General features: G+C 67.3%; 21 protein-coding genes. 6 read left to right on the forward strand and 15 right to left on the reverse strand.

All coding sequences use genetic code 11. The annotated features are described in order from the left end of the window. Positions 1-68 precede the first annotated feature (68 nt). The 4 genes from purH to WJS89_RS07540 are packed head-to-tail and all read right to left on the reverse strand — an operon-like array spanning position 69 to position 5,213. Positions 69-1,655 carry a bifunctional phosphoribosylaminoimidazolecarboxamide formyltransferase/IMP cyclohydrolase gene (gene purH, locus WJS89_RS07525; protein ID WP_346340329.1) on the reverse strand — a complete coding sequence of 529 codons (1,587 nt, stop codon included), beginning with the start codon at positions 1,653-1,655 and terminating at the stop codon, positions 69-71. A 15-nt stretch (positions 1,656-1,670) separates the two neighbouring features. After that, positions 1,671-3,296 (reverse strand): heparinase II/III family protein, encoded by a 1,626-nt coding sequence (locus tag WJS89_RS07530; protein WP_346340330.1) that lies wholly within the window; start codon positions 3,294-3,296, stop codon positions 1,671-1,673. Next, positions 3,293-3,949, reverse strand: coding sequence for a ribulose-phosphate 3-epimerase (gene rpe / locus WJS89_RS07535; protein ID WP_346340331.1), 657 nt, complete (start codon positions 3,947-3,949; stop codon positions 3,293-3,295). Before rpe ends, WJS89_RS07530 begins: the two co-directional genes overlap by 4 nt. Positions 3,950-3,968: 19 nt before the next feature. Then, the gene (locus tag WJS89_RS07540) at positions 3,969-5,213 is read right to left on the reverse strand and encodes an RsmB/NOP family class I SAM-dependent RNA methyltransferase (protein ID WP_346340332.1); all 1,245 of its coding nucleotides are present in this window, start codon (positions 5,211-5,213) and stop codon (positions 3,969-3,971) included. A gap of 28 nt (positions 5,214-5,241) precedes the next feature. Here WJS89_RS07540 and WJS89_RS07545 point away from each other — a divergent pair, with 28 nt between their 5' ends. Continuing rightward, a complete protein-coding gene (locus tag WJS89_RS07545; RefSeq protein ID WP_346340333.1) occupies positions 5,242-5,409 on the forward strand; it encodes a DUF1674 domain-containing protein in 168 nt (55 codons plus the stop codon). A gap of 140 nt (positions 5,410-5,549) precedes the next feature. On the opposite strand, the gene WJS89_RS07550 is transcribed toward WJS89_RS07545, so the two are convergent. Both WJS89_RS07550 and tsaD read right to left on the reverse strand, forming a co-directional pair. After that, positions 5,550-6,536, reverse strand: coding sequence for an NAD(P)H-dependent glycerol-3-phosphate dehydrogenase (locus tag WJS89_RS07550; RefSeq protein ID WP_346340334.1), 987 nt, complete (start codon positions 6,534-6,536; stop codon positions 5,550-5,552). Beyond that, a complete protein-coding gene (tsaD, locus tag WJS89_RS07555) occupies positions 6,533-7,564 on the reverse strand; it encodes a tRNA (adenosine(37)-N6)-threonylcarbamoyltransferase complex transferase subunit TsaD (protein WP_346340335.1) in 1,032 nt (343 codons plus the stop codon). The genes WJS89_RS07550 and tsaD overlap by 4 nt, the downstream gene beginning before the upstream one ends. 80 nt (positions 7,565-7,644) lie before the next feature. Here tsaD and hemC point away from each other — a divergent pair, with 80 nt between their 5' ends. From hemC to WJS89_RS07580, 5 genes are all read left to right on the forward strand, one after another. Further along, positions 7,645-8,556, forward strand: a complete 912-nt coding sequence (hemC, locus tag WJS89_RS07560; RefSeq protein ID WP_346340336.1) for a hydroxymethylbilane synthase — start codon at positions 7,645-7,647, stop codon at positions 8,554-8,556. Next, positions 8,553-9,233, forward strand: a complete 681-nt coding sequence (locus WJS89_RS07565; RefSeq protein ID WP_346340337.1) for a uroporphyrinogen-III synthase — start codon at positions 8,553-8,555, stop codon at positions 9,231-9,233. The genes hemC and WJS89_RS07565 overlap by 4 nt, the downstream gene beginning before the upstream one ends. Before the next feature lie 199 nt (positions 9,234-9,432). Then, positions 9,433-10,590: a serine hydrolase gene (locus tag WJS89_RS07570; protein WP_346340338.1), complete on the forward strand. Its 1,158-nt coding sequence runs from the start codon at positions 9,433-9,435 to the stop codon at positions 10,588-10,590. After that, positions 10,565-11,212 (forward strand): prolyl hydroxylase family protein, encoded by a 648-nt coding sequence (locus tag WJS89_RS07575; RefSeq protein WP_346340339.1) that lies wholly within the window; start codon positions 10,565-10,567, stop codon positions 11,210-11,212. The genes WJS89_RS07570 and WJS89_RS07575 overlap by 26 nt, the downstream gene beginning before the upstream one ends. Continuing rightward, positions 11,185-11,961, forward strand: coding sequence for an inositol monophosphatase family protein (locus WJS89_RS07580; RefSeq protein WP_346340340.1), 777 nt, complete (start codon positions 11,185-11,187; stop codon positions 11,959-11,961). The genes WJS89_RS07575 and WJS89_RS07580 overlap by 28 nt, the downstream gene beginning before the upstream one ends. Here the strand turns inward: WJS89_RS07580 and WJS89_RS07585 are convergent. The 9 genes from WJS89_RS07585 to WJS89_RS07625 are packed head-to-tail and all read right to left on the reverse strand — an operon-like array spanning position 11,958 to position 19,946. Continuing rightward, entirely contained in the window at positions 11,958-13,130 is a 1,173-nt protein-coding gene (locus tag WJS89_RS07585; RefSeq protein ID WP_346340341.1) for a BaiN/RdsA family NAD(P)/FAD-dependent oxidoreductase, read from the reverse strand. The genes WJS89_RS07580 and WJS89_RS07585 overlap by 4 nt on opposite strands. A gap of 14 nt (positions 13,131-13,144) precedes the next feature. After that, positions 13,145-13,747: a bifunctional phosphoribosyl-AMP cyclohydrolase/phosphoribosyl-ATP diphosphatase HisIE gene (hisIE, locus tag WJS89_RS07590; RefSeq protein ID WP_346340342.1), complete on the reverse strand. Its 603-nt coding sequence runs from the start codon at positions 13,745-13,747 to the stop codon at positions 13,145-13,147. Next, entirely contained in the window at positions 13,744-14,511 is a 768-nt protein-coding gene (gene hisF / locus WJS89_RS07595) for an imidazole glycerol phosphate synthase subunit HisF (RefSeq protein ID WP_346340343.1), read from the reverse strand. The genes hisIE and hisF overlap by 4 nt, the downstream gene beginning before the upstream one ends. Further along, positions 14,498-15,220: a 1-(5-phosphoribosyl)-5-[(5-phosphoribosylamino)methylideneamino]imidazole-4-carboxamide isomerase gene (locus tag WJS89_RS07600; protein WP_346340344.1), complete on the reverse strand. Its 723-nt coding sequence runs from the start codon at positions 15,218-15,220 to the stop codon at positions 14,498-14,500. The genes hisF and WJS89_RS07600 overlap by 14 nt, the downstream gene beginning before the upstream one ends. Continuing rightward, on the reverse strand, positions 15,217-15,801 hold the full coding sequence (gene hisH, locus WJS89_RS07605) for an imidazole glycerol phosphate synthase subunit HisH (protein WP_346340345.1): 585 nt from the start codon (positions 15,799-15,801) through the stop codon (positions 15,217-15,219). Before hisH ends, WJS89_RS07600 begins: the two co-directional genes overlap by 4 nt. After that, complete coding sequence (gene hisC, locus WJS89_RS07610; RefSeq protein ID WP_346340346.1) at positions 15,798-17,444, reverse strand: histidinol-phosphate transaminase; 1,647 nt, start codon at positions 17,442-17,444, stop codon at positions 15,798-15,800. Before hisC ends, hisH begins: the two co-directional genes overlap by 4 nt. Beyond that, positions 17,441-18,733, reverse strand: a complete 1,293-nt coding sequence (gene hisD / locus WJS89_RS07615; RefSeq protein ID WP_346340347.1) for a histidinol dehydrogenase — start codon at positions 18,731-18,733, stop codon at positions 17,441-17,443. Before hisD ends, hisC begins: the two co-directional genes overlap by 4 nt. After that, positions 18,733-19,620 (reverse strand): ATP phosphoribosyltransferase, encoded by an 888-nt coding sequence (hisG, locus tag WJS89_RS07620; RefSeq protein WP_346340348.1) that lies wholly within the window; start codon positions 19,618-19,620, stop codon positions 18,733-18,735. The genes hisD and hisG overlap by 1 nt, the downstream gene beginning before the upstream one ends. After that, complete coding sequence (locus WJS89_RS07625; RefSeq protein WP_346341187.1) at positions 19,617-19,946, reverse strand: YerC/YecD family TrpR-related protein; 330 nt, start codon at positions 19,944-19,946, stop codon at positions 19,617-19,619. The genes hisG and WJS89_RS07625 overlap by 4 nt, the downstream gene beginning before the upstream one ends. Positions 19,947-20,138 lie beyond the last annotated feature (192 nt).

Genomic DNA, 20,138 nt, shown 5'->3' on the forward strand with positions numbered 1-20,138 from the left:
TCCGCATTTCAGCCCCTCTACGCGCTGCTCCGGCGGCCTTTCAGGCCAGCGTCGCTGCGCTTGGGTCTTCAATGATTGAAATGCCGCATCCCGGTGAAGACCATCGCGAGACCGGCGTCGTCGGCAGCGGCGATGACGTCATCGTCGCGGATCGAGCCGCCCGGCTGGATGACCGCGCTCGCACCCGCTTCCGCGGCCGACAGCAGGCCGTCGGCGAAGGGGAAAAAGGCGTCCGAGGCCACCGCGCTACCGACTGTGCGCGGCTCGCCGAACCCATGCGTTTCGGCGGCCTCCTTGGCCTTCATCGCCGCGATCCGCGCCGAATCGCGGCGGTTCATCTGTCCCGCGCCGATCCCCGCGGTCGCTCCGTCCTTGGCGTAGACGATCGAATTGGATTTCACATGCTTGGCGACCGTCCAGGCGAACAGGCAGTCGTCCAGTTCCTGCGGTGTCGGCGCGCGCTTGGTCACGACGGTAAGATCATCCTTGGTGATGCGTCCGATATCGCGATCCTGGACGAGCATCCCGCCCGCAACAGGCTTGAGCATCTGCCCCGCTCGTCCCGCATCGGGCAGCTCGCCGACGAGCAGCAGGCGAAGGTTCTTCTTCTTGGCGAAGACCGCCCGCGCTTCATCGTCCGCGTCGGGTGCGACCACGACTTCGGTGAAAATGTCGGCGATCGCGCGCGCGGTCGCGCCGTCGAGGGGACGGTTGACCGCCACGATGCCGCCGAACGCGCTGACGCTGTCGCACTGGAGTGCGTCGGTCCACGCCTGCTCGAGACTCGCTGCGCGTGCAACGCCGCATGGGTTGGCATGCTTGACGATCACGCACGCGGGCGCCCCGTCGCGCAACTCGCTGATGAGATTGTAGGCCGCATCGGCATCGTTGAGATTGTTGTAGGACAGGGCCTTGCCCTGCACCTGTTCGGCACCCGCGAGGCCCGCTTCGGCGCGTTGCGGAATGTAGAGCGCCGCCTTCTGATGCGGGTTTTCGCCGTAGCGAAGTTCGTCCGCCTTCTTCAACGCGATCACCCGCGTGTCGGGATAGGCCTCGTTCAGATCGACATCCGCGAACCAGCTCGAGATGGCCGCATCGTAGCTCGCCGTCAGCGCATAGGCCTTGGCGGCGAGCATGGTGCGGAACTCCTGCGTCAGGCCGCCGTGCGATTCGATTTCGCCGATGACGGCATCATAGTCGTCGGGGTCGGTCACCACCGCCACGCTCGCATGGTTCTTGGCTGCCGAACGCACCATCGCGGGACCGCCGATGTCGATATTCTCGATGATGGTCTCGCGGTCCGCGCCCTTCGCCACGGTCGCCTCGAAGGGATAGAGGTTGATCACCACCATATCGATGGGGCCGATCTCATGCGCCTCCATCGCGGCGAGATGATCGTCCTTGTCGCGCCGCGCGAGGATGCCGCCATGGACCGTGGGGTGGAGCGTCTTGACGCGCCCGTCCATCATTTCGGGAAAACCCGTCAGGTCGGAAACGTCGCGTACTTCGTGACCAGGCGCGCGCAGCGCCTTGGCCGTGCCACCCGTGGACACCAGCTCCGCCCCATGTTTCGCGAGCGCGGCGGCCAGCGGCTCGAGCCCCGCCTTGTCGGAAACGGACAGCAATGCGCGGGCGATCGGCTTGTGGTCGGCCATGGGGAAGAACAACTCCTAGCTTGAACGGCGGAAGTGCCAGTGGACGTGCGCGCCCTCCTTGCCCGCTGCGCCCGCGATGACAAGCTGTTGTGTCTTCAAGGGGCGGCCTACGCCATTCACGACGAGGCTTTCCTCGATCCCCAGCGTCGCGCCATCGCAGCGAAACTGCCAAGGCGGCGCGGCGGGACAGCGCAGCAGCGCGCCGAGCCCGTCGGCGGTCGGCGTCACTTCGATCCCGGGGGCAAGGTGAAACCGCAGCGCGAAGGCGCGTTCGGGACGGCGCAACCGACGACCCACGGGTTCGAGCACGTCCATGCCGTCGACCTGTTTGCCGGTATCGCTCAATTTCACGGTGCGGCGGTGCGACAGGCCGAAACGTTTCGCATAGCCCTCATGACCGGCCTCGATCTGGCTCGCGCCGTCCTTTTCCCGGCGCGCGACGTCGATATCGCGGATATCCGTCTTCAGCTTGCCGGCCGTATCGATAATGCTGCTATCGGCATCTTCCAGAACGAGCGTCGAATGGGCCGCCGTCGCGCGCAAGGCTTGGGCAAGGCTCGTGGGCAAGCGACCCGAGCGGCCATCGCCGCCGCAGCTCATGACGATCCGCTGGTCGCCGTCGGAAAGTTCGATCCCGAGGGTGCCCGCGTGGGAGGCATCGGCGTACGGGCCCGTCGGCGGGGGGGCGGCATCGATCTGGACGACGGTGCCGAGCGCGGAGAGCCGGTGGTATCCCCAGCCGCGCGGCTCGCGAAGCGGACGGGCGCGCACCCCGCACCCCTCGACAAGGGCATTGAGATGAACGGGATCGCCCGGATTGCCGCCCTGCCAGCCCGAAAGCCCTCCGTCGCCATGGCGAACGCCGTGCAGTGCGGCGAGTGCGGCGGTGGTCGCTTCCTCGACCGCATCGGGGAGCGATTGCTTGGCCGCGAAATAGGCCGCTCGCGTCAGCCCCAGACGGTCGACCAGCAGCGCCTGCTCCCACGGTCGGCGCGCCATCAGTCCGCCGTCGTCATGCTGTCCCTGCGCCAGCGCCCGTGTGAGGCCCGCTTCGCCCTTGGCGATGCGCGGCACATTGCCCGACAGCGTCAGGCTGGCAACCGTCAGCCCGGCCCATGCCGTGATGCGCTCGAGCCCCGGTGTCGCCTTGTCGGCTTCGGCATCCAGCGTTCGGGCACCGCGCGCCATGACGTTGAGCAGCACGCGGCGATAGTCGGGGTCGTTCGTCGAAAGCACGAACGGGGCGTAGGCGATGAGGAACAGCAGTCGTTCGCCAAGCAGCGCGGGCGCCCAGGCGGCGTCGGGCTTTTCGCCGTGGCGCGCCAACCAGCGACGCGCCACCGCCTCGCCCAGTTTGGCGCCCTGTTCACGCCCGGTAGCGGCCGCCACGTCGCGCAACCAAGCAAAGCTGTGCAGATAACGGACGATGGGCCGCTCGATGCTATGATCGGCGAAATCGAGGTTGGCGAGCTTCATCCTCTCGCCGCGATAGGTGAGCACGCCCTTCAACAGCAATTCGCCCGCCTCGCGGTCGCCCTCGACATGATCGCGCGGAACGGCGGAAATGCGTAGCGGCTTTCCCGACTGTTTGAGCAGGCGGCCGATCAGCTTCTTGGAGAGTCCGCCGTGGCCCTTGCTCATCGCCCGTTTTTCAGCGCCGCGATATTGTCGGCATAATGGTCGGGCCCGCCGCGGAAGACCGCCGTTCCCGCGACCAGCGCCGTCGCGCCCGCATCGACGCAGCGGGGTGCGGTGTCGGGATCGACCCCCCCGTCGACCTCGATGTGGAAGTCGAGACCGCGCTGTTCCTTGAGGTTTGCGATGGCCTCGACCTTGCGCAGCTGGTCGGTGATGAACTTCTGCCCGCCGAAACCCGGATTGACGCTCATCACGAGGACGAGGTCGGCCAGGTCGGTGAGATAATCGATCGCCTCGATGCCCGTTCCCGGGTTGACGACGATGCCGGCCTTCTTGCCGAGCGAGCGGATCCGCTGGAGCGTCCGGTGCGTGTGCGCGCCGGCTTCGGGATGGATGGTGATGATGTCCGCGCCCGCCTCGGCGAACGCTTCGAGATAAGGGTCGACGGGCGCGATCATCAGATGGACGTCGAACGGCTTGTCGGTGTGCGGGCGCAGCGCCTTCACGACCGCCGGGCCGATGGTGATGTTGGGCACGAAATGCCCGTCCATGACATCGACATGGATCCAGTCCGCGCCCGCGTTGTCGATGGCCCGCACTTCCTCGCCCAATTTGGCGAAATCGGCCGACAGGATGCTTGGGGAGATGATCGTCATGACGCGTGCCCTTGTGCCGTCAATCGCCCGCGCGGACAAGCGATGCGATGAAGAAACCGTCGACCCCGCCCGCCCCGGCGAGGTCGCCTGGAAGGATCCGCAGCCAGCCGCGTTCGTGTGGCACGATGCCGTCGATCGAAACCTCCGCCGGCTCGATGCGCCAGCCAGGCGTGCGCTCGAGGAAGGCCTCGATCTGCGCCTCGCCCTCTTCGCGCTCCAGCGAGCAGGTCGCGTAGACGAGCGTACCGCCGGGCCGCGTCAGCCGGGCAGATGCGTCGAGGAGGGCGGCCTGCAGCGACGCCATTTCCTCGATGATCCGCGGGCGGGCACGGTAGAGCGTCTCGGGGTGGCGCCGGAAGGTGCCGGTCGCCGAGCAGGGCGCATCGAGCAGCACCGCGTCGAACGCATCGTCCTTATGGTGGCGAAGATCGTGCGCGACGATCCGTGCCGACAGGCCGGTGCGCTCGAGATTTTCCGTCACCAGTCGCAGTCGCTTTGCCGACAGATCGAGCGCGGTGACGTCATGGCCTGCCGCCGCGAGCTGGAGCGTCTTGCCACCCGGGGCAGCGCACGCGTCGAGCACCCGTCGCGCCTCAGCGGGAATGAGACGGGCTGGGATCGAGGCGGCCAAGTCCTGCACCCACCAGCCACCGACCGAAAAGCCGTCGAGATCGGTCACGCTCGCATCCGACGTCACGCGGCGGTGCCGTGCGGCCAGCGTCGCGCCTTCGGGGGCGGCAACGTCTTCGTTCTTCAGGCTGATGTCGAGCGGCGGGCGCTGGCCGAGCATCGTTCGCGCCGCCGCGATGACGTCGTGCCCCCAATGCGACCAGCGCTCCGCGATGGTTTCCGGCAGATGCGGCGCATCGAGCGTCGGAAGGTCGGACTTGAGCAATCGCGACAGGACGCCGTGCACCAGCCGCCGCGGTCCGCCCTCGACCAACGGCAGCGCGGTCGCCACCACGGCATGATCGGGGGTTCGGAGCGCGATCCGCTGCGCAAGCGCCATCCGCAGCACCATCCGCGCCTTCGCGTCGTCGGCAAGCGGGCGCTCCATCACGCCGTCGATGAGCGCGTCGAGATCGGGAAGGCGGCGCAGCGTTTCGCCCGCGATCGCCATCGCGAGCCCCGCGTCGCTCGGCGGCAGGCCACGCGCCGCATGGCGCGCGGCGGCCTCGATCGTTTCGTCGCGGCGCAGCACGGCGTCGAGAATCTTCAGCGCGGCGAGGCGGCTGGCAGTACCGTCGTTGGCAGGTCTTGGCATGTCTCCCCCTAGCGCCCATCTCCGAAGGATGAAACGCCCCAAGAAACTCGACCCGCCCGAACATCTCGCTCCCTCGCCGCCCGTTCCCGAGCCGGAACCTGTCGAGACGCCCGACGGCCCCGTCGGCGAAAAGGACAAGCCCGACCCCACGCGCTACGGCGACTGGGAGCGAAAAGGCATCGCCTGGGATTTTTAAGCGAGCTGCCGAACGCAACAGGAGTGGAGCGGAGCGAGCGACGTTGCGAGAGAGACAGCGAGCAACGGCCAGCGGGTCGCCCTTGCGAACCCGACTGACGGGGTCGGGCCGCCCCGACCCCTATAGCCATAATAGATCGCCTAGACCGTCTCCGCCCGGGGCGGACGGCTGAGCAGGTTCGCGAGCGCCTCGTCCACGCTGAAGTCCCCCGCCAGCAATCCCGCGACGACATCGACGATCGGCATGTCGATCCCCCGCTCCTTCGCAATGCGCGCCAGCACGGGCGCCGTGAACGCCCCCTCCGCCACCGTCGTGCGGTCGGCCATCAGCGTCTCGGCCCGTTCGCCTTCGCCAATGGCCTTGCCGAGCGAGAAATTCCGGCTCGACGTCGAGGAACAGGTCAGCACCAGATCGCCGAGGCCCGATAGACCGGCCAGCGTCTCCTCGCGCGCGCCGACCGCTGCGCCGAAGCGTTTCATCTCGGCAAACCCCCGGGCGATCAGTGCCGCGCGCGCATTCTGTCCCAATTGCTTGCCCTCGACGATCCCACAGGCGATCGCGAGCACGTTCTTTATTGCACCGCCAACCTCGGCGCCGGCAACGTCGTCGCTCCAGTAAAGGCGGAACTGCGGGAGCGAGAGGCGGTCGTGGAGGGCGCTTCCCAGCGCCTCGTCCTCGCACGCCAGCGTCGCGGCGGTCGGCAGCCCTTGCGCCACCTCGTGGGCGAAACACGGCCCCGACAGCACTGCCACGGGCGATGTGCCGCACACGTCCTTCGCCACATGGTGCAGGAGTTCGCCCGACTTCTCCTCGATGCCCTTGGAACAGAGCACCAGCGGCATTCCCGGGCAGGGCGCGCGTCCGAGCACGGCACGCATATGCTGCGCGGGCGTCACCACCAGCCAGGCGTCCGCCTCGCTCAACTCGCTGAAATTGGCGGTCGCGCGGATATTCTCATGGAGCGCAATATCTTTAAGATACACGGGATTCTGGTGGATCCGATTGATCGCGCGGGCGACGTCTTCTTCCAGCGCCCAGAGCAGCACCTCGCGTCCCCCCGTCGCGGCGACCTGCGCCAGCGCGGTGCCCCAGGCGCCCGCCCCGATCACGGCGATTTTCTCGATCATGCCTTCACCCCTGCTCCGCGCACCTTGTCGGCAGTATCGTCCAACGGCCAGCGCGCGCGCGCCGGCACGTCGAGATCGTCGGTCAGGCCCGCGGCGAACCGTTCCGCACCTGCCCATCCGATCATCGCGGCATTGTCGGTGCACAGCCACATCGGCGGCACGGAGAAATGCCGCCCGTTCTTCTGCGCCAGCGCCTGCAGCGCCGCACGAACCGACGCATTCGCCGCGACCCCGCCCGCGACGACGAGGCTCGGTGCGTCACTCTCCTCGAGGGCGAGACGGGTACGGTCCACGAGACAATCGACGACGGCCTGCTGGAAACTGGCGGCGATATCGGCGGCGTCATGCGCGCCGGCCTGCACCGCGCGCTGGACGGCGCTCTTGAGGCCCGCAAAGGAAAAATGCGGTTCGCCCGAGCCGACCAGCGGCCGCGGAAAGGCGATCGCTTCGGGATCGCCGTCTTTCGCCAGCCGCTCGACCGCCGGACCGCCGGGGTAGCCAAGGCCCAGCAGTTTCGCCGACTTGTCGAACGCCTCGCCCGCCGCATCGTCGATCGTGGTCGCGAGCCGCCGGTAGTCGCCGACCCCGCGCACTTCCAGAAGCTGGCAATGCCCGCCGCTCGTCAGCAGCAGGAGATAGGGAAATCGAAGCTCGGCATCGGTGAGACGCGGGCTGAGGGCATGGCCCTCGAGATGGTTGACCGCGACGAGCGGCTTGTTCGCCGACAGCGCCAGCCCCTTGCCCGCAAGCAGTCCGACCATCACGCCGCCGACCAGCCCGGGACCCGCGGTGGCGGCGATCGCATCGACCTCTCCCACCGTCATGTCGGCCTCGTGCAGCACCTGCCTCACCAGCCCCGGCAGAATCTCGACGTGCGCGCGCGCCGCAATCTCGGGCACCACCCCGCCGAAGGGGCGGTGGCGGTCGGCCTGGCCGACGATCGCCTGCGCGAGGATCTGCCGGTCGGACGAGACGAGCGCGGCGGCGCTGTCGTCACAGGAGCTTTCGAGGGCGAGGATCACGGCCATTGCGTCAAGGCTCTACCCTCGGCCCACCCCAAAAGGCCAGCACTTGTGCGCGGCGCTGCGCTTTGCCATGCCCCCAATCCATGACCCTCCGCATCGGCACGCGCGGTTCCCCGCTCGCCCTCATCCAGGCCGAAATGGTCAAGTCCGCGCTGCTGGCGGCGCACGGCTGGGCGCCCGAACAGGTCGAGATCGTCACCATCTCGACCCGCGGCGACCGCAACCGCACCGCGCCGCTCACCGAGATGGGCGGCAAGGCGGTGTGGACCAAGGAACTCGACCGCGCCCTGCTGGCGGGGGATACGCAGATCAGCGTCAACAGCATGAAGGACGTCGAGAGCGAGCGGCCGGACGGCGTCCGCATCGCAGCGACGCTCCCCCGCGAGGACGTGCGCGACTGCCTCATCGGCGCAGAGTCGCTCGACGATCTCAAGCAGGGCGCGATCATCGGCACCGCCAGCCCCCGCCGCGCCGCGCAGGTGCGCTCGCTCCGCCCCGACCTCCAGACGACACTGCTACGCGGCAATGTGGCGACCCGCCTGGCCGCGGTCGGGGAAGGGAAGGTCGATGCCACCCTGCTCGCAATGGCGGGTCTCAACCGTTTGGGAATGAGCGACAAGGGCGCTCCGGTTTCGACCGATACGCTGCTGCCCGCCCCGTCTCAGGGAGCAATCGGGATCGATTGTCGGGCCGACGACGAGGAGACCGCGGCTCTCCTCGCCGGCATCGACGATGCCCCAACATCCGCCGCCATCGCGCTCGAACGCGCCTTCACCGCCGCGCTCGGCGGCGACTGCCATTCGCCCGTCGCAGCCCATGCATCGCCCGATGGCGACGGATTCGATTTCAAGGCCGAGCTCTACAGCGAAGACGGGTCCGAGCGGATTTGCGAACGCAGGGCGTTGTCGCGCGGCGCGACTGGCGATGCCGCCGATCTCGCACGCGCGATGCTCGCGGGCGCCCCGTCCTCCATTGCCGGGCTCTTCGACGCATGACGCGCCCGATCGTGATCCTGCGGCCCGAACCGGGCGCCAGTCTCTCTGCCAGCCGCGCTGCCGACATGGGGCTGGAAAACGTTCACGCCGTGCCGCTCTTCAAGGTCCGGCCGGCCGACTGGACGCCGCCCGAACCCGACCGGTTCGACGCGATCCTGATGACCAGCGCCAATGCGGCGCGGCACGGTGGCGAAGGGCTCGCGGCGCTTCGCGACCTTCCGGTCCATGCCGTCGGCGAATCGACGGCGGCGGCGGCGCGGGCTGCGGGAATGATGGTCGGCGAGGTCGGCGAGGGCGGGGTCGACGACCTACTTGCGATACTGCCCTCCGACGCACGACTCCTCCATCTTTCGGGCCGACATCGACGGATGCCCGAAGACGCGACCCAGACGATCGTCCCGGTAACCGTCTACACCAGCGTCGCGCGCGAGGAGCCCAAGGGTTTTTCTGCGGTCGAAGGCGCGATCGCCTGCATTCACTCGCCCCGCGCGGGTCGTCGTTTTGCCACCCTCGTCGATGAGCGGGGGTACGAACGCGCCGCTATCGCGGTCGTCGCGATCAGCGAGGAAGCAGCCAGCGATGTCGGCGAGGGATGGGCATCGGTGGAGATCGCGAACGATCCGACAGACCGAAGCCTGCTGCGCGCGGTTCGCCGGCTCGTACAAGATCCACGATAACGAGGCACAGCTTCCTCTTCGTTGGGCGACCGAAAGAAGGCGCCGACCTTCGCGAAAACCGACTTCAACTGTGATGAGCCGTGCCGATATTGCGACCAGTCGCGGCACAGAGTGATTCCGCTCGAATACAGGGCGCGTTAAGCAAGGCTTTGCTAGGTAAAGTCCAAAGCAAATTAAGGGGTTAGGGGAAAAGTCTGTTATGACGACGACGCTCGGTAAATTGGCGCTTGGAAGCGCGTTCATCTTGTCTTCGGTGGCCAGTGCACAGCTGGTCGGCGACGAGCGGGGCGACGTGCAGCAGGCGCCGCGCACCGTGGCGCTCGACCCGACGGCTGCCGACAACGATCGCGGGATCGCACCGCGACAGGACGTCAACAGCTTCCAGATCACCCTCCCCGAGATCCGCAGTGCACAGCCGGCCCACGTCGCCGCGCTCAACGAGAAGATCCTCGAGCGCGTCCGTGGGTTCAACGGGGCGAGCGGACTCGCGGTCAAGTCGATCGACGAGGGTTGGGAAGCGGGCTGGCAGACCGAACGCCTCTTCCCGCAACAGTCCGTCAGCAAGTTGTGGGTGCAGATGACGCTGCTCGACCAGGTCGATCGCGGCAAGCTCTCGCTTACGCAGCGGGTCAACTTCTCGCGCGATGACGTCACGCTCTGGTCGGGCGCAACCGCGTCCAAGATCATGGCGGGCGGCTACACGCGCAGCCTCGACACGCTGATGTACGACGCGCTGACGAAGTCGGACAATCATGCGAACGACAAGGTCCTCTGGACGGTCGGCGGCCCCGACGCCGTGCGGGCGATGATCCGCGACAAGTCGTTGGGATCGATCCGTTTCGGCGAGGGCGAGCGCAAGATGCAGGCGCAGATCGCGGGGCTGAGCTGGAACCAGAGCTATGCCTACAACAACGGCTTCAACCGCGCCCGTTCGGCGCTGCCCGCCACCGCACGCAAGGCGGCGATGGACCGCTATATCGAGGATCCGTACGACGGCGCGGCGCCGATGGCGATCGCCCGTGCCTTGTCGCGCCTCGAGCGCGGCGAGCTTCTCTCGCCCGCCTCGACCGCCAAGTTCCTCACCACCATGGGCCTCACGAGCACCGGGCGCCTGCGCGTCAAGGGCGGACTGCGGCCGGGTTGGGAATGGGCGCACAAGACCGGCACCGGACAGAATTTCCAGGGCCGCGTCGGCGGATTGAACGATGTCGGCATCCTGACCGCGCCCGACGGATCGCGATATGCGCTTGCCTTCATGACCTGTCCCAATGCTACGAATGGCGATGCGCAGGAATTGATGCGCGATGTAACACGGATGGTGATCGAACATCATGAGCGCCAAGGGAACATCGTCTGACGGCACGACTGCACAGCGGCTCGCCAGCACCGATGGCGTCCAGAAGGTCCCCACGCCGAAGGCAGAGATTTTCATCGTCCGCGAGTTCCTCTCCGGCGAGGAATGCGCCGAAATCTGCGCCCTGATCGACGAGAAGCGACGTCCGAGCGAAATCGCCGATCATGACGGCAAGGACGACGCCTACCGGACGAGCGAAACCTGCGATCTCGACGAGAGCAATGCTCTCGTAGGCCGCGTGAATGCGCGCCTGTCCGACCTCGTGGGAATCGACGATCGGTTCGGCGAGGAGATCCAGGGCCAGCGCTATGCCGTGGGCCAGGAGTTCAAGCCCCACACCGACACCTTCAATCCCGGCACCGCCGATTATTATCGCCACACCGCCGACAAGGGCCAGCGAACCTATACCGCCATGCTGTTCCTGAACGAGCCCGAGGCCGGAGGGGCGACGCGCTTCAAGACGCTGAACAAGACGATCCAGCCCGAGACGGGCAAATTGCTGATCTGGAACAACCTCAAGCCCGACGGCCAGCCCAACGACTTCACGCTCCACCAGGGGATGAAGGTGCGCAAGGGCACCAAATATATCATCACCAAATGGTACCGCGAGGCCAGGGGCCGGTGACTGTCGAGCCCGCGTTCTTCCAGGCGTTGAGCACCGCAGCGCGCCGCACCATCGCGGGCGTCGCGGACATCACCCCCGACAATAAGGAAGCCGCCGGGTTCGATCCCGTTACCGAGGCCGACCGCGCCGCCGAGCGGGTGCTGCGGACGCAGATCGAGGCGCATTTCCCCGACGATGCCATCTGGGGCGAGGAATATGGCTGGACGCGCGAGGGCGCGGGCCGCGTCTGGAGCCTCGACCCGATCGACGGCACCCGCGCCTTCATCTGCGGGTTGCCGAGCTGGGCAGTGCTCGTCGGCGTGATCGAGGAGGGCGTGCATGTCGCGGGAATGATCGACCTTCCCGACTTGGACGCGCTGACGATCGCGGTGGATGGCAGGACGGCGCTCAACGGAACCCCTGTGCAAACCAGCGGGTGCGAAACGCTTGCCGATGCCAAGATCTCGACGGTCGATCCCTATCTGTTCGACCCTTCGCACAAACCGCGCTTCGAGCGGCTTCGCGAGGCGGCGCGCCTCATTCGCTACAGCCTCGATGCGATGGCCTTTGCCAAGGTCGCGAGCGGCGAGCTCGATCTGGCCTTCGACGCCGGACTCAAGCGCCACGATTACGATGCGCTCGTCGCGGTCGTGCGCGGCGCGGGCGGGCATATCGGGAACTGGTCGGGGGGTGAGGATCTGTCGGGCGGTGACGTCATCGCCGCGGCGAGCGAGGCGCTCTACCGAGAGGCCGTCGACACTTTGTCTTAGGCCACCTGGCCGGCCGCCATGCCCGACGCCCAAGCCCACTGGAAATTATAGCCGCCGAGCCAGCCGGTCACATCGACCGCCTCGCCGATGCAGAACAGGCCCGGCACCCGCTTCGCTTCCATCGTCTTCGACGACAATTCGTCGGTCGAGATGCCGCCGACGGTGACCTCGGCCTTGGCGAACCCTTCGCTTCCCGAGGGCACGAAGCGCCAACCCGCCAACTGCTCCTCGGCTTCGCGCAGCGCCGCATCGCCGTGCTGCTGCAGCGGTCCCCATAGTCTGAGGCGTTCCTCCAGCCGTTTGGCGAGTCGCTCGGGAAGCGCTTCGCCGAAGACGTGTCCGACCTGCCGGTTGGGCGCCGATCGCTTGGCATCGCGGAGCCATCCTTCCGCCATGCCGGGGAAGAAATCGACGAACACCGCCTGCCCGTTTCGCCAATAGCTCGACGCCTGAAGCACCGCCGGTCCCGACAGGCCGCGATGCGTGAAAAGCGCGGCTTCGGCAAAGACCGGTCCCTGCTCTGCGCGCATCTCGACGGGGGCCGCGACGCCCGACAATTCACGAAACAGCGCTTCCTCGCCCGACAGCGTCAACGGCACGAGAGCGGGGCGGGGCTCGACGATCTTCAAACCCCACGCGCGCGCGAGATCATAGGCAAAGCTGCTGGCGCCCAGTTTGGGAATCGACAGACCGCCCGTCGCGAGCACGAGGCTGGGCGCGCCCGCCCGCCGTGTGCCGAACCGCGCGACGAAGGCTTCACCCTCGCGCTCGATCAATGCCTGTTCGCCGAACGCGAAGGTCACGCCCCCCGCGCGACATTCCTCCATCAGCATCCCGACGATCTGCTTGGCCGAACCGTCGCAGAAGAGCTGGCCCAGCGTCTTCTCGTGCCAGTCGATCCCGTGACGATTTACCAGCGCCATGAAATCCGACGGCGTGTAGCGGCGCAGCGCCGACTTGGCGAAATGCGGGTTCTGGCTGAGATAATTGCGCGGATCGGTATGCACGTTGGTGAAGTTGCAACGCCCGCCGCCCGAGATGAGAATCTTGGCGCCCGGCGCATCATTATGGTCGATCAGCAGCACGCGCCGCCCGCGCTGCCCCGCGACGAACGCCGCCATCAGCCCCGCGGCGCCTGCCCCCATGACGATGACGTCGAACCGTTCCATCGTCGCGCCGTAGGTCAGCCGTGGCGGCGCTTCAACTCGTCCGTGACGTGGGCGAGCGTGAGATCGCTCGCGCGGAGCAGCACCAGCAGGTGGTAAAGCAGGTCTGCGGCCTCGTTGGTCAGCTCTTCGCGATCGCCGACCGTCGCCGCCAGCGCCGTCTCGACGCCCTCTTCACCGACCTTCTGCGCGATCCGCTTGATGCCCTTGTTCATCAGCCTCGCGGTGTAGCTATCCTCCGGATCGGCCGAACCGCGTTCGGCGATGACCGCTTCGAGCTGCGCTAGAAAATGCGGTGCAGTCTCGATGGCGAAACAGCTGTCATCGCCCCTGTGGCAGGTCGGTCCTTGCGGTTCGGCGAGGATGAGGATGGCGTCATCGTCGCAATCGCCATGGACCGAAACGACCTTGAGCGTGTTGCCGGTCGTCTCGCCCTTCACCCACAAACGCTGTTTGGAGCGCGAGAAGAAGGTGACGTCACCCGTCTCCAGCGTCGTCTCGAGCGCGGCGCGGTTCATGTAGCCGAGCATCCGCACCCGTCCACCGTCGGCTTCCTGCACGATCGCGGGGAGCAGCCCGTCCATCTTGTCCCACGCCAGGGTCTCTATATCCATGCTCATCGCCGCACCTCCAGGCCTTCGCCCGCCAGATAGTCCTTCAGGTCCTGAATGGCGATCCGCCGGTCGTGGAAGACGCTCGCTGCCAGCGCGCCCGAACAACCGACCTCAAAGGCCTCGCGGAAATGCTCCACCGCCCCCGCGCCGCCCGAGGCGATCACGGGCACATCGACGGCGGCGCACAGCGCTCCCAGCTGCTCGAGGTCGTAGCCCTTGCGCACCCCGTCGCGGTTCATCGCGTTGAGCACGATCTCTCCTGCACCGAGCGCCACTGCTTCGCGCGCCCAGGCAACCGTCTCGCACTGCGCGTCCTGCATCTTGTCCGGTCGACCGGTGAGCGCCTTGACGCGCAGCACACCGTCTTCATCGGTGAAGCTGTCGATGCCGAGCACGACGCATTGCCGCCCGAACGCCTCGGCGAGACGTCCGATCAGTTCAGGATCGCGCAGCGCGGGTGAATTGACGCTGACCTTGTCGGCTCCCGCACCCAGCACCGCCGCCGCCGTTTCGACGCTCGTGATGCCGCCCGCCACGCTGAAGGGGATATCGATGACGGCAGTGACCTTGTGCACCCAGTCGACATCGACGCTGCGCCCGTCGGCGCTCGCGGTGATGTCATAGAAGACGAGCTCGTCCGCGCCCTCGGCGGCGTAGCGCTCGGCATTCTCGACGATGTCGCCGATCACGCGATGGTCGCGAAACTGGACGCCCTTGACGACCTTGCCGTCGGCCACGTCGAGACAGGGGATGATTCTAGCCGCGGGCACGGGCCACTCCTTCGGCGACGGTGAACGCGCCTTCCCAGATCGCCTTGCCGACGATTGCCGCCGCCGCACCCGCGTCGCGGAGCGCGTCGAGGTCCTCGAGCCGCGCGACGCCGCCCGAGGCCTGCACCTCCTTGTCCGGGCAGCTGCGCGCAAGCTCGCGATAGAGAGCGACGTTCGGCCCTTCCATCATACCGTCCTTGGCGATGTCGGTGACGAGCAGGTGGCGGATCGTCGGGAAACGGCTCAGCACTTGCGTGAGCGACTGACCGCTGTCCTCCGCCCAGCCGTGCCGCGCGACCATCGGAATGCCGTCTTTCAGATTAACGTCGAGCGCCAGCGTGATCGCGTCGGGGCCATAAGTCTCGAGGACAGCCGCGAACTGGTCGGGCTCGTTGACCGCGAGGCTGCCGATGACCACGCGCTTCGCGCCGCCATCGAGCAATTGCTTCACATGCGCGCCGCCGCGCACGCCGCCCGCCACCTGGAGCGGGATCGCGTCCGTCAGCGTGGCGATGAAATCGTGCTGGCGTGGCAGTTTGTCCCGCGTGCCGTCGAGATCGACGACATGCGCCATCTCTGCCCCTGCCTCGCGGAATCTCACGAGCGCTTCCGCCGGCGTCGCACCATAATCGGTGCGCCGGTCGAAATCGCCCTGCGAAAGCCGTACCGGCTTGTTGTCCATGAGGTCGAGCGCGGGGATGAGTTTCATGCGGTCAGAAAGGCCTTCAGGAAGTGTGCGCCCGGCGTGGACGAGCGTTCGGGGTGGAACTGCACCCCCCAGAAATTCGCCTCGCGCACGACGGCGGGAAACTGCCGCCCGTAGGAGGCGCAGGCGGCATCCGCTGCGCTCGACGGACAGGCATAGCTGTGCGCGAAATAGACATGGTCGCCGTCCGCGACCCCGAGCGCGGGCTTGCAGTCTTCGAGCTGCGTCCAGCCCATGTGCGGGACGGGCTGGCCGGGGGCCGCCTCCAACGCGCGGACGCGGCCGGGTAGCAGGCCCAAAAGGGGTCGATCGGCTTCCTCGGAGCTTTCGAACAAGAGCTGCATCCCGACGCAGATCCCAAGCGTAAGGCCAACACGGTTCCGGATGACGTCATCCAGTCCGGCCTCCACAAGCCGATCCATCGCATAGCCCGCATGGCCGACCCCCGGAAGGATCACCTTGTCCGCCGCCGAGATGACAGAAGGGTCCGACGTGCGCTCCGCCTCGGCACCCAGCCGCGCGAAGCCGAGCCGCACCGACTCCACGTTGCCGTAGCCGAGATCGATCAGCGCGAGCGCGGTCACAGGCTGCCTTTCGTCGAGGGAATGCCCCCGCCACCGCCCGTCGCGAGCCCCTGCCGCAACGCCCGGCCGAACGCCTTGAAGGCGCCTTCGGTCTTGTGATGGTCGTTCTCGCCCTCGACCCGCACGTGGATCGCCGCGCGCATGCTGTCGGCAAAGCTGCGGAAGACGTGGGGCGTCATTTCGGTCGGATAATCGCCCAGATGCGCCGCCTCGAAGCTGCCATCGAACTTGGCATAAGGTCGCCCCGACAGGTCGACGAGCACTTCGGCGCTCGTCTCGTCCATCGGCAGCGCGAAGCCGAAGCGGCCGATCCCCGCCCGGTCGCCGAGCGCCTTGTCGAGCGCCGCGCCCAGCGCGAGCGCGACATCCTCGATCGTGTGATGCAGGTCGATGTGCGTGTCGCCCGTGCAGGCGAGCTGGAGGCCGAACCCGCCGTGGCTGGCGACCTGGTCGAGCATATGGTCGAAGAAACCGATCCCCGTGTCGATGTGCCGCGACGGCGTTTCCGTATCCAGATCGACCTCGACCGCGATACGCGTTTCTTTCGTGTCGCGCGTAATGGCGGCACGGCGGGCGGTGGCGGGGACGTCGTCGACGCCGAAGACCGCCAGCAGTGCCGCATTCTCGCTGTCGGTCCCGACCGTGACGCGCACGCCACCGGGCGCGGCTCTCGGGCGGAACCGAACCTTGACCGCCGCTGCGGCAAGGCGCTTCGCCAGATCTTCGGGATCCGTGACGACGAGGAACAGATAATTACCCCCCTCGTAAAGCGCCTCGATTTCGTCCACTCCACGAAGCTTTTCGGCCAGCATGGCACGGTCGGCCAGCAACCGCTCGACCCGCGCGCGGTGAAGCGGCATCCGCTCGGGCGCCAGCGCGCCGAGCGCCGCCTCGATCGATGGGCCGGGCAGCGGATAGGGCGGCGAGACGCGCGCCAGCCAGTCGATGATCGCCGGGTCCGCGATCGCGCAACCGATCCGCGCGCCCGCCAGCCCGTACGCCTTGGAGAGCGTGCGCAGCACGACGAGGTTGGAAATGGCGCCGACCTCGCCCGCAAGGCTCGGCATATCCGAAAACTCGCCATAAGCCTCGTCCGCCACGACCAACGTCTCGGGCAGTGCCGCGGCGAGGTCCCGAACGTGCTGCGGATCGACAGGCGTCCCGGTCGGATTGTTGGGCGTGCAAAGGTAGAGCAGCTTGGGTGCGATGCCGTCGCGGCAGACGTTCAGCACGGCGTCCTTGTCGAACGCGAAGTTCTCGACTAGCCTCGCCGCATCGACGTTTGCGCCCTGGATCCGCGCGAATTGCGCATAGGCCGAAAAGGTCGGTTCGACGACGACGATCCGGTCCTCGCCGGGTCGCAGGAAGGCGCGCGACAGAAGATCGATCGCATCGTCGCTGCCGCGGCTCACCCACAGCTGGTCGGACCCGACGCCGTAGAGGTCCGCCATCCGCCGCCTCAGCGCCGCGGGCTGCGGCTCGGGGTACCGATTGATGGCCTTGCCGCCCGCGAGCGGTTCGAACGGATTCTCGTTGGCGTCGAGCCGCGCGGTTCCGGGCACCGGCGCGCCTGCGAGGTCGACCGGAGGCAAGTCCTTGAGATCGGGCCTCAAAAGGCGGGCGACGAGATCGGCGGCGCTCATTCTGCGGCCTCCTTGGCGCGCGTTAGCCTTGCATCGGCCGCGCGGGCGTGCGCTTCCAGCCCTTCGAGGCGCGCGAGTGCGGCGGCGGCAGGCGCGAGGCGCTCGGCCGCATCATCGCTGATCGTCTGGAAGCTGACGGCTTTCATGAAGCTGTGGACCGTGACGCCGCCCGTGTAGCGCGCCGCACCGTCGGTGGGCAGGACATGGCTCGACCCCGCCAGATAGTCGCCGAACGTCTCGGCCATCGCGCCGCCGACGAAGACGGCGCCGGCATCAGTGATTCGGCTGGTCAGCGAGGCCGCGCCCTCGACGGCAAGCGAAAGATGCTCGGGCGCGTAGCGATTGGCGATCGCGGCAGCTTCCTCGAGATCGCTGCACCGGATCGCGCGCACGTCGGCGAAATCGCCACCCATCGCCTTCTTCTGTGAGGCCACTTCGACAAGGACCGCCTCGATGACGTCACTCGAGGGCGACACCAGCAATGCCTGAGCGTCGAGGTCATGCTCCGCCTGGCTGAGCAGGTCGGCGGCGACACGTGCGGGATCGGCAGCATCGTCGGCGATGACCATCAGTTCGCTCGGCCCCGCGGGAAGATCGATCCCCGGACCGCCCGGAAGGCTCGACACCAGCGACTTGGCGGCGGCGACCCAGGCGTTGCCGGGACCGCAGATGCGCGCGACCGGCTCGATGTCGCCCGCACCGAAGGCGAGCGCGGCGATCGCCTGCGCGCCTCCCACTGTCCAGATCGCCTCAATCCCGCACAAATCGGCAGCAAGCGCGATGGCCGGATCCAATTCGCCATCGAGGCGCGGGGGCGTGACGACCGTCAACCGCTCGACCCCGGCGACCCGCGCGGGAATGGCGAGCATCATCAGCGTCGAGAATAGAGGCGCCTTGCCGCCGGGGACATAGAGGCCCGCGCTGCCGAGCGGCGTCCAGCGCTTCTCGACCGTCAGACCCGGCGCGGTCTCGACTTTCACGTCGGCGGGGCGGCTGGCTTCGTGGAAGGTGATGATGTGATCGCGGGCAAGCTCCATCGCGCTCACCGCCTCGGCGGGCAGCGTCGCGCGCGCATCGCGGGCCGCGTCGGAGACCGCGACCCGCTCGGGCCGCCGCCCGTCGATCCGGAGCGCGATTTCGCACAGCGCATCCCAGCCGCCCGCGCGGACGCTCGAGACCGTCTCGGCGACCGCGTCGCGCAGCCGTTCGTCCTCGCGCATGGCCGGTCGGGCCAGTGCGGCACGACGGCCGTCGTCATCGGCCGCTTTCCAGTCGAACACCCCGTCCATCAGAGCATCATCTTTTCGATCGGCATCACCAGAATGTCGTGCGCGCCGGCCTGTTTCAGCGCTTCCAGTGTCTCCCAGAACACCGATTCCTGACAGACTGCCTGCACTGCCACTTGGCCCTCGCGACCGAGAAGCGGCATTACCGTCGGGGCTTCAGCGCCGGGAAGGATCTGCGTGATCGCCTCCAGCGCGCTCTCGGGCGCGTTGAGGACGACATATTTGCTGTCATGGGTCGCGATGACGCCATCGATCCGCGTCGTCAACGCGTCGGCACGTTCGGCCTTTTCGATGCCCATATCGGCGCGGGTACGGACCAGTACCGATTCCGATTCGAGGATAGTGTGGACGGGGCGAAGACCGTTGGCCTCCAGCGTCTGCCCCGTCGAGACGAGGTCGCAGACGTAGTCGGCGATCCCGAGGCGGGGCGCGAGTTCGACCGCGCCATGCATCGTCACGACCTCGGCATCGATCCCCTGATCGTCGCAGAACTTGCGCGCCAGCAAGGGATAGCTGGTGGCGATCCGCTTGCCTTCGAGGTCGGCGATCTCGAATTGCTCCTCGACCGGCACCGCGATCTTGAGCGAGCAGCCACCGAAGCCCAGCCGTGCGAGCACATCGACGTCCTCGTTCGACGGATCGAGGCGATATTCCTCGAGCACGTTCAGTCCGACGATACCGAGATCGCAGACCCCGTCGCCGACGAGCGTCGGAATGTCGTCGTCACGCACCAGCATGAGGTCGAGCGGGAAATTCATCGCGCGCGCGGTCAGCTGTCCCTTGGACGAGCGCACCTTGATCCCCGCCGATTTCAGCAGCGCATTGGAGGCTTCGGCGAGCCGCCCCGATTTCTGCACCGCCATCCGCAGGCGCTTTATGGTCGTGGTCATCGGCTGCGCTCCGTCATTCCAAGTTTCTCCAGCGTCAATCGGTAGCCGCCCGCATCGCCGCCTTTCAGGAAGCGCGCGACGCGGGTGATGGTGGTGGTGGACACGCCCGTGACGTCATGGATCTGCCGATAGGTCAGCGATCCTTCCGCCAGGAGCCGCGCGACGTGCCATCGCTCGGCCATCGCGGTCAGTTCGGCGGGCGTGGCGAGATCGTCGAGCAGCGCCGCGACGTCTCCCGCATCATCCAGCTTCGCCAAGGCGACCGCGAGGCGCGCTATGGCTTCCGCGCGCGATTCCCGCGCAATCATGTCCACCATTTCCGCCATCTTCACTCATTTTGTTACAGCGTGCTAAAACGTTGAAACCGGCATGTAGTCGATCCGTCCGGCTTTGCAACCCCCGTCGCTCTACAGGGTTCATTCTCGCCACGAGCATCGCGGAGGTTCATCGGCTATCCGGCGAAAGAAGCCGCTTGACGGGTAGGGAAAAGGACGTTCTGCTATAGGCCATGGTTCGCA

The sequence above is a fragment of the Sphingomicrobium aquimarinum genome, from assembly GCF_039655735.1.
Lineage (GTDB): Bacteria > Pseudomonadota > Alphaproteobacteria > Sphingomonadales > Sphingomonadaceae > Sphingomicrobium > Sphingomicrobium aquimarinum.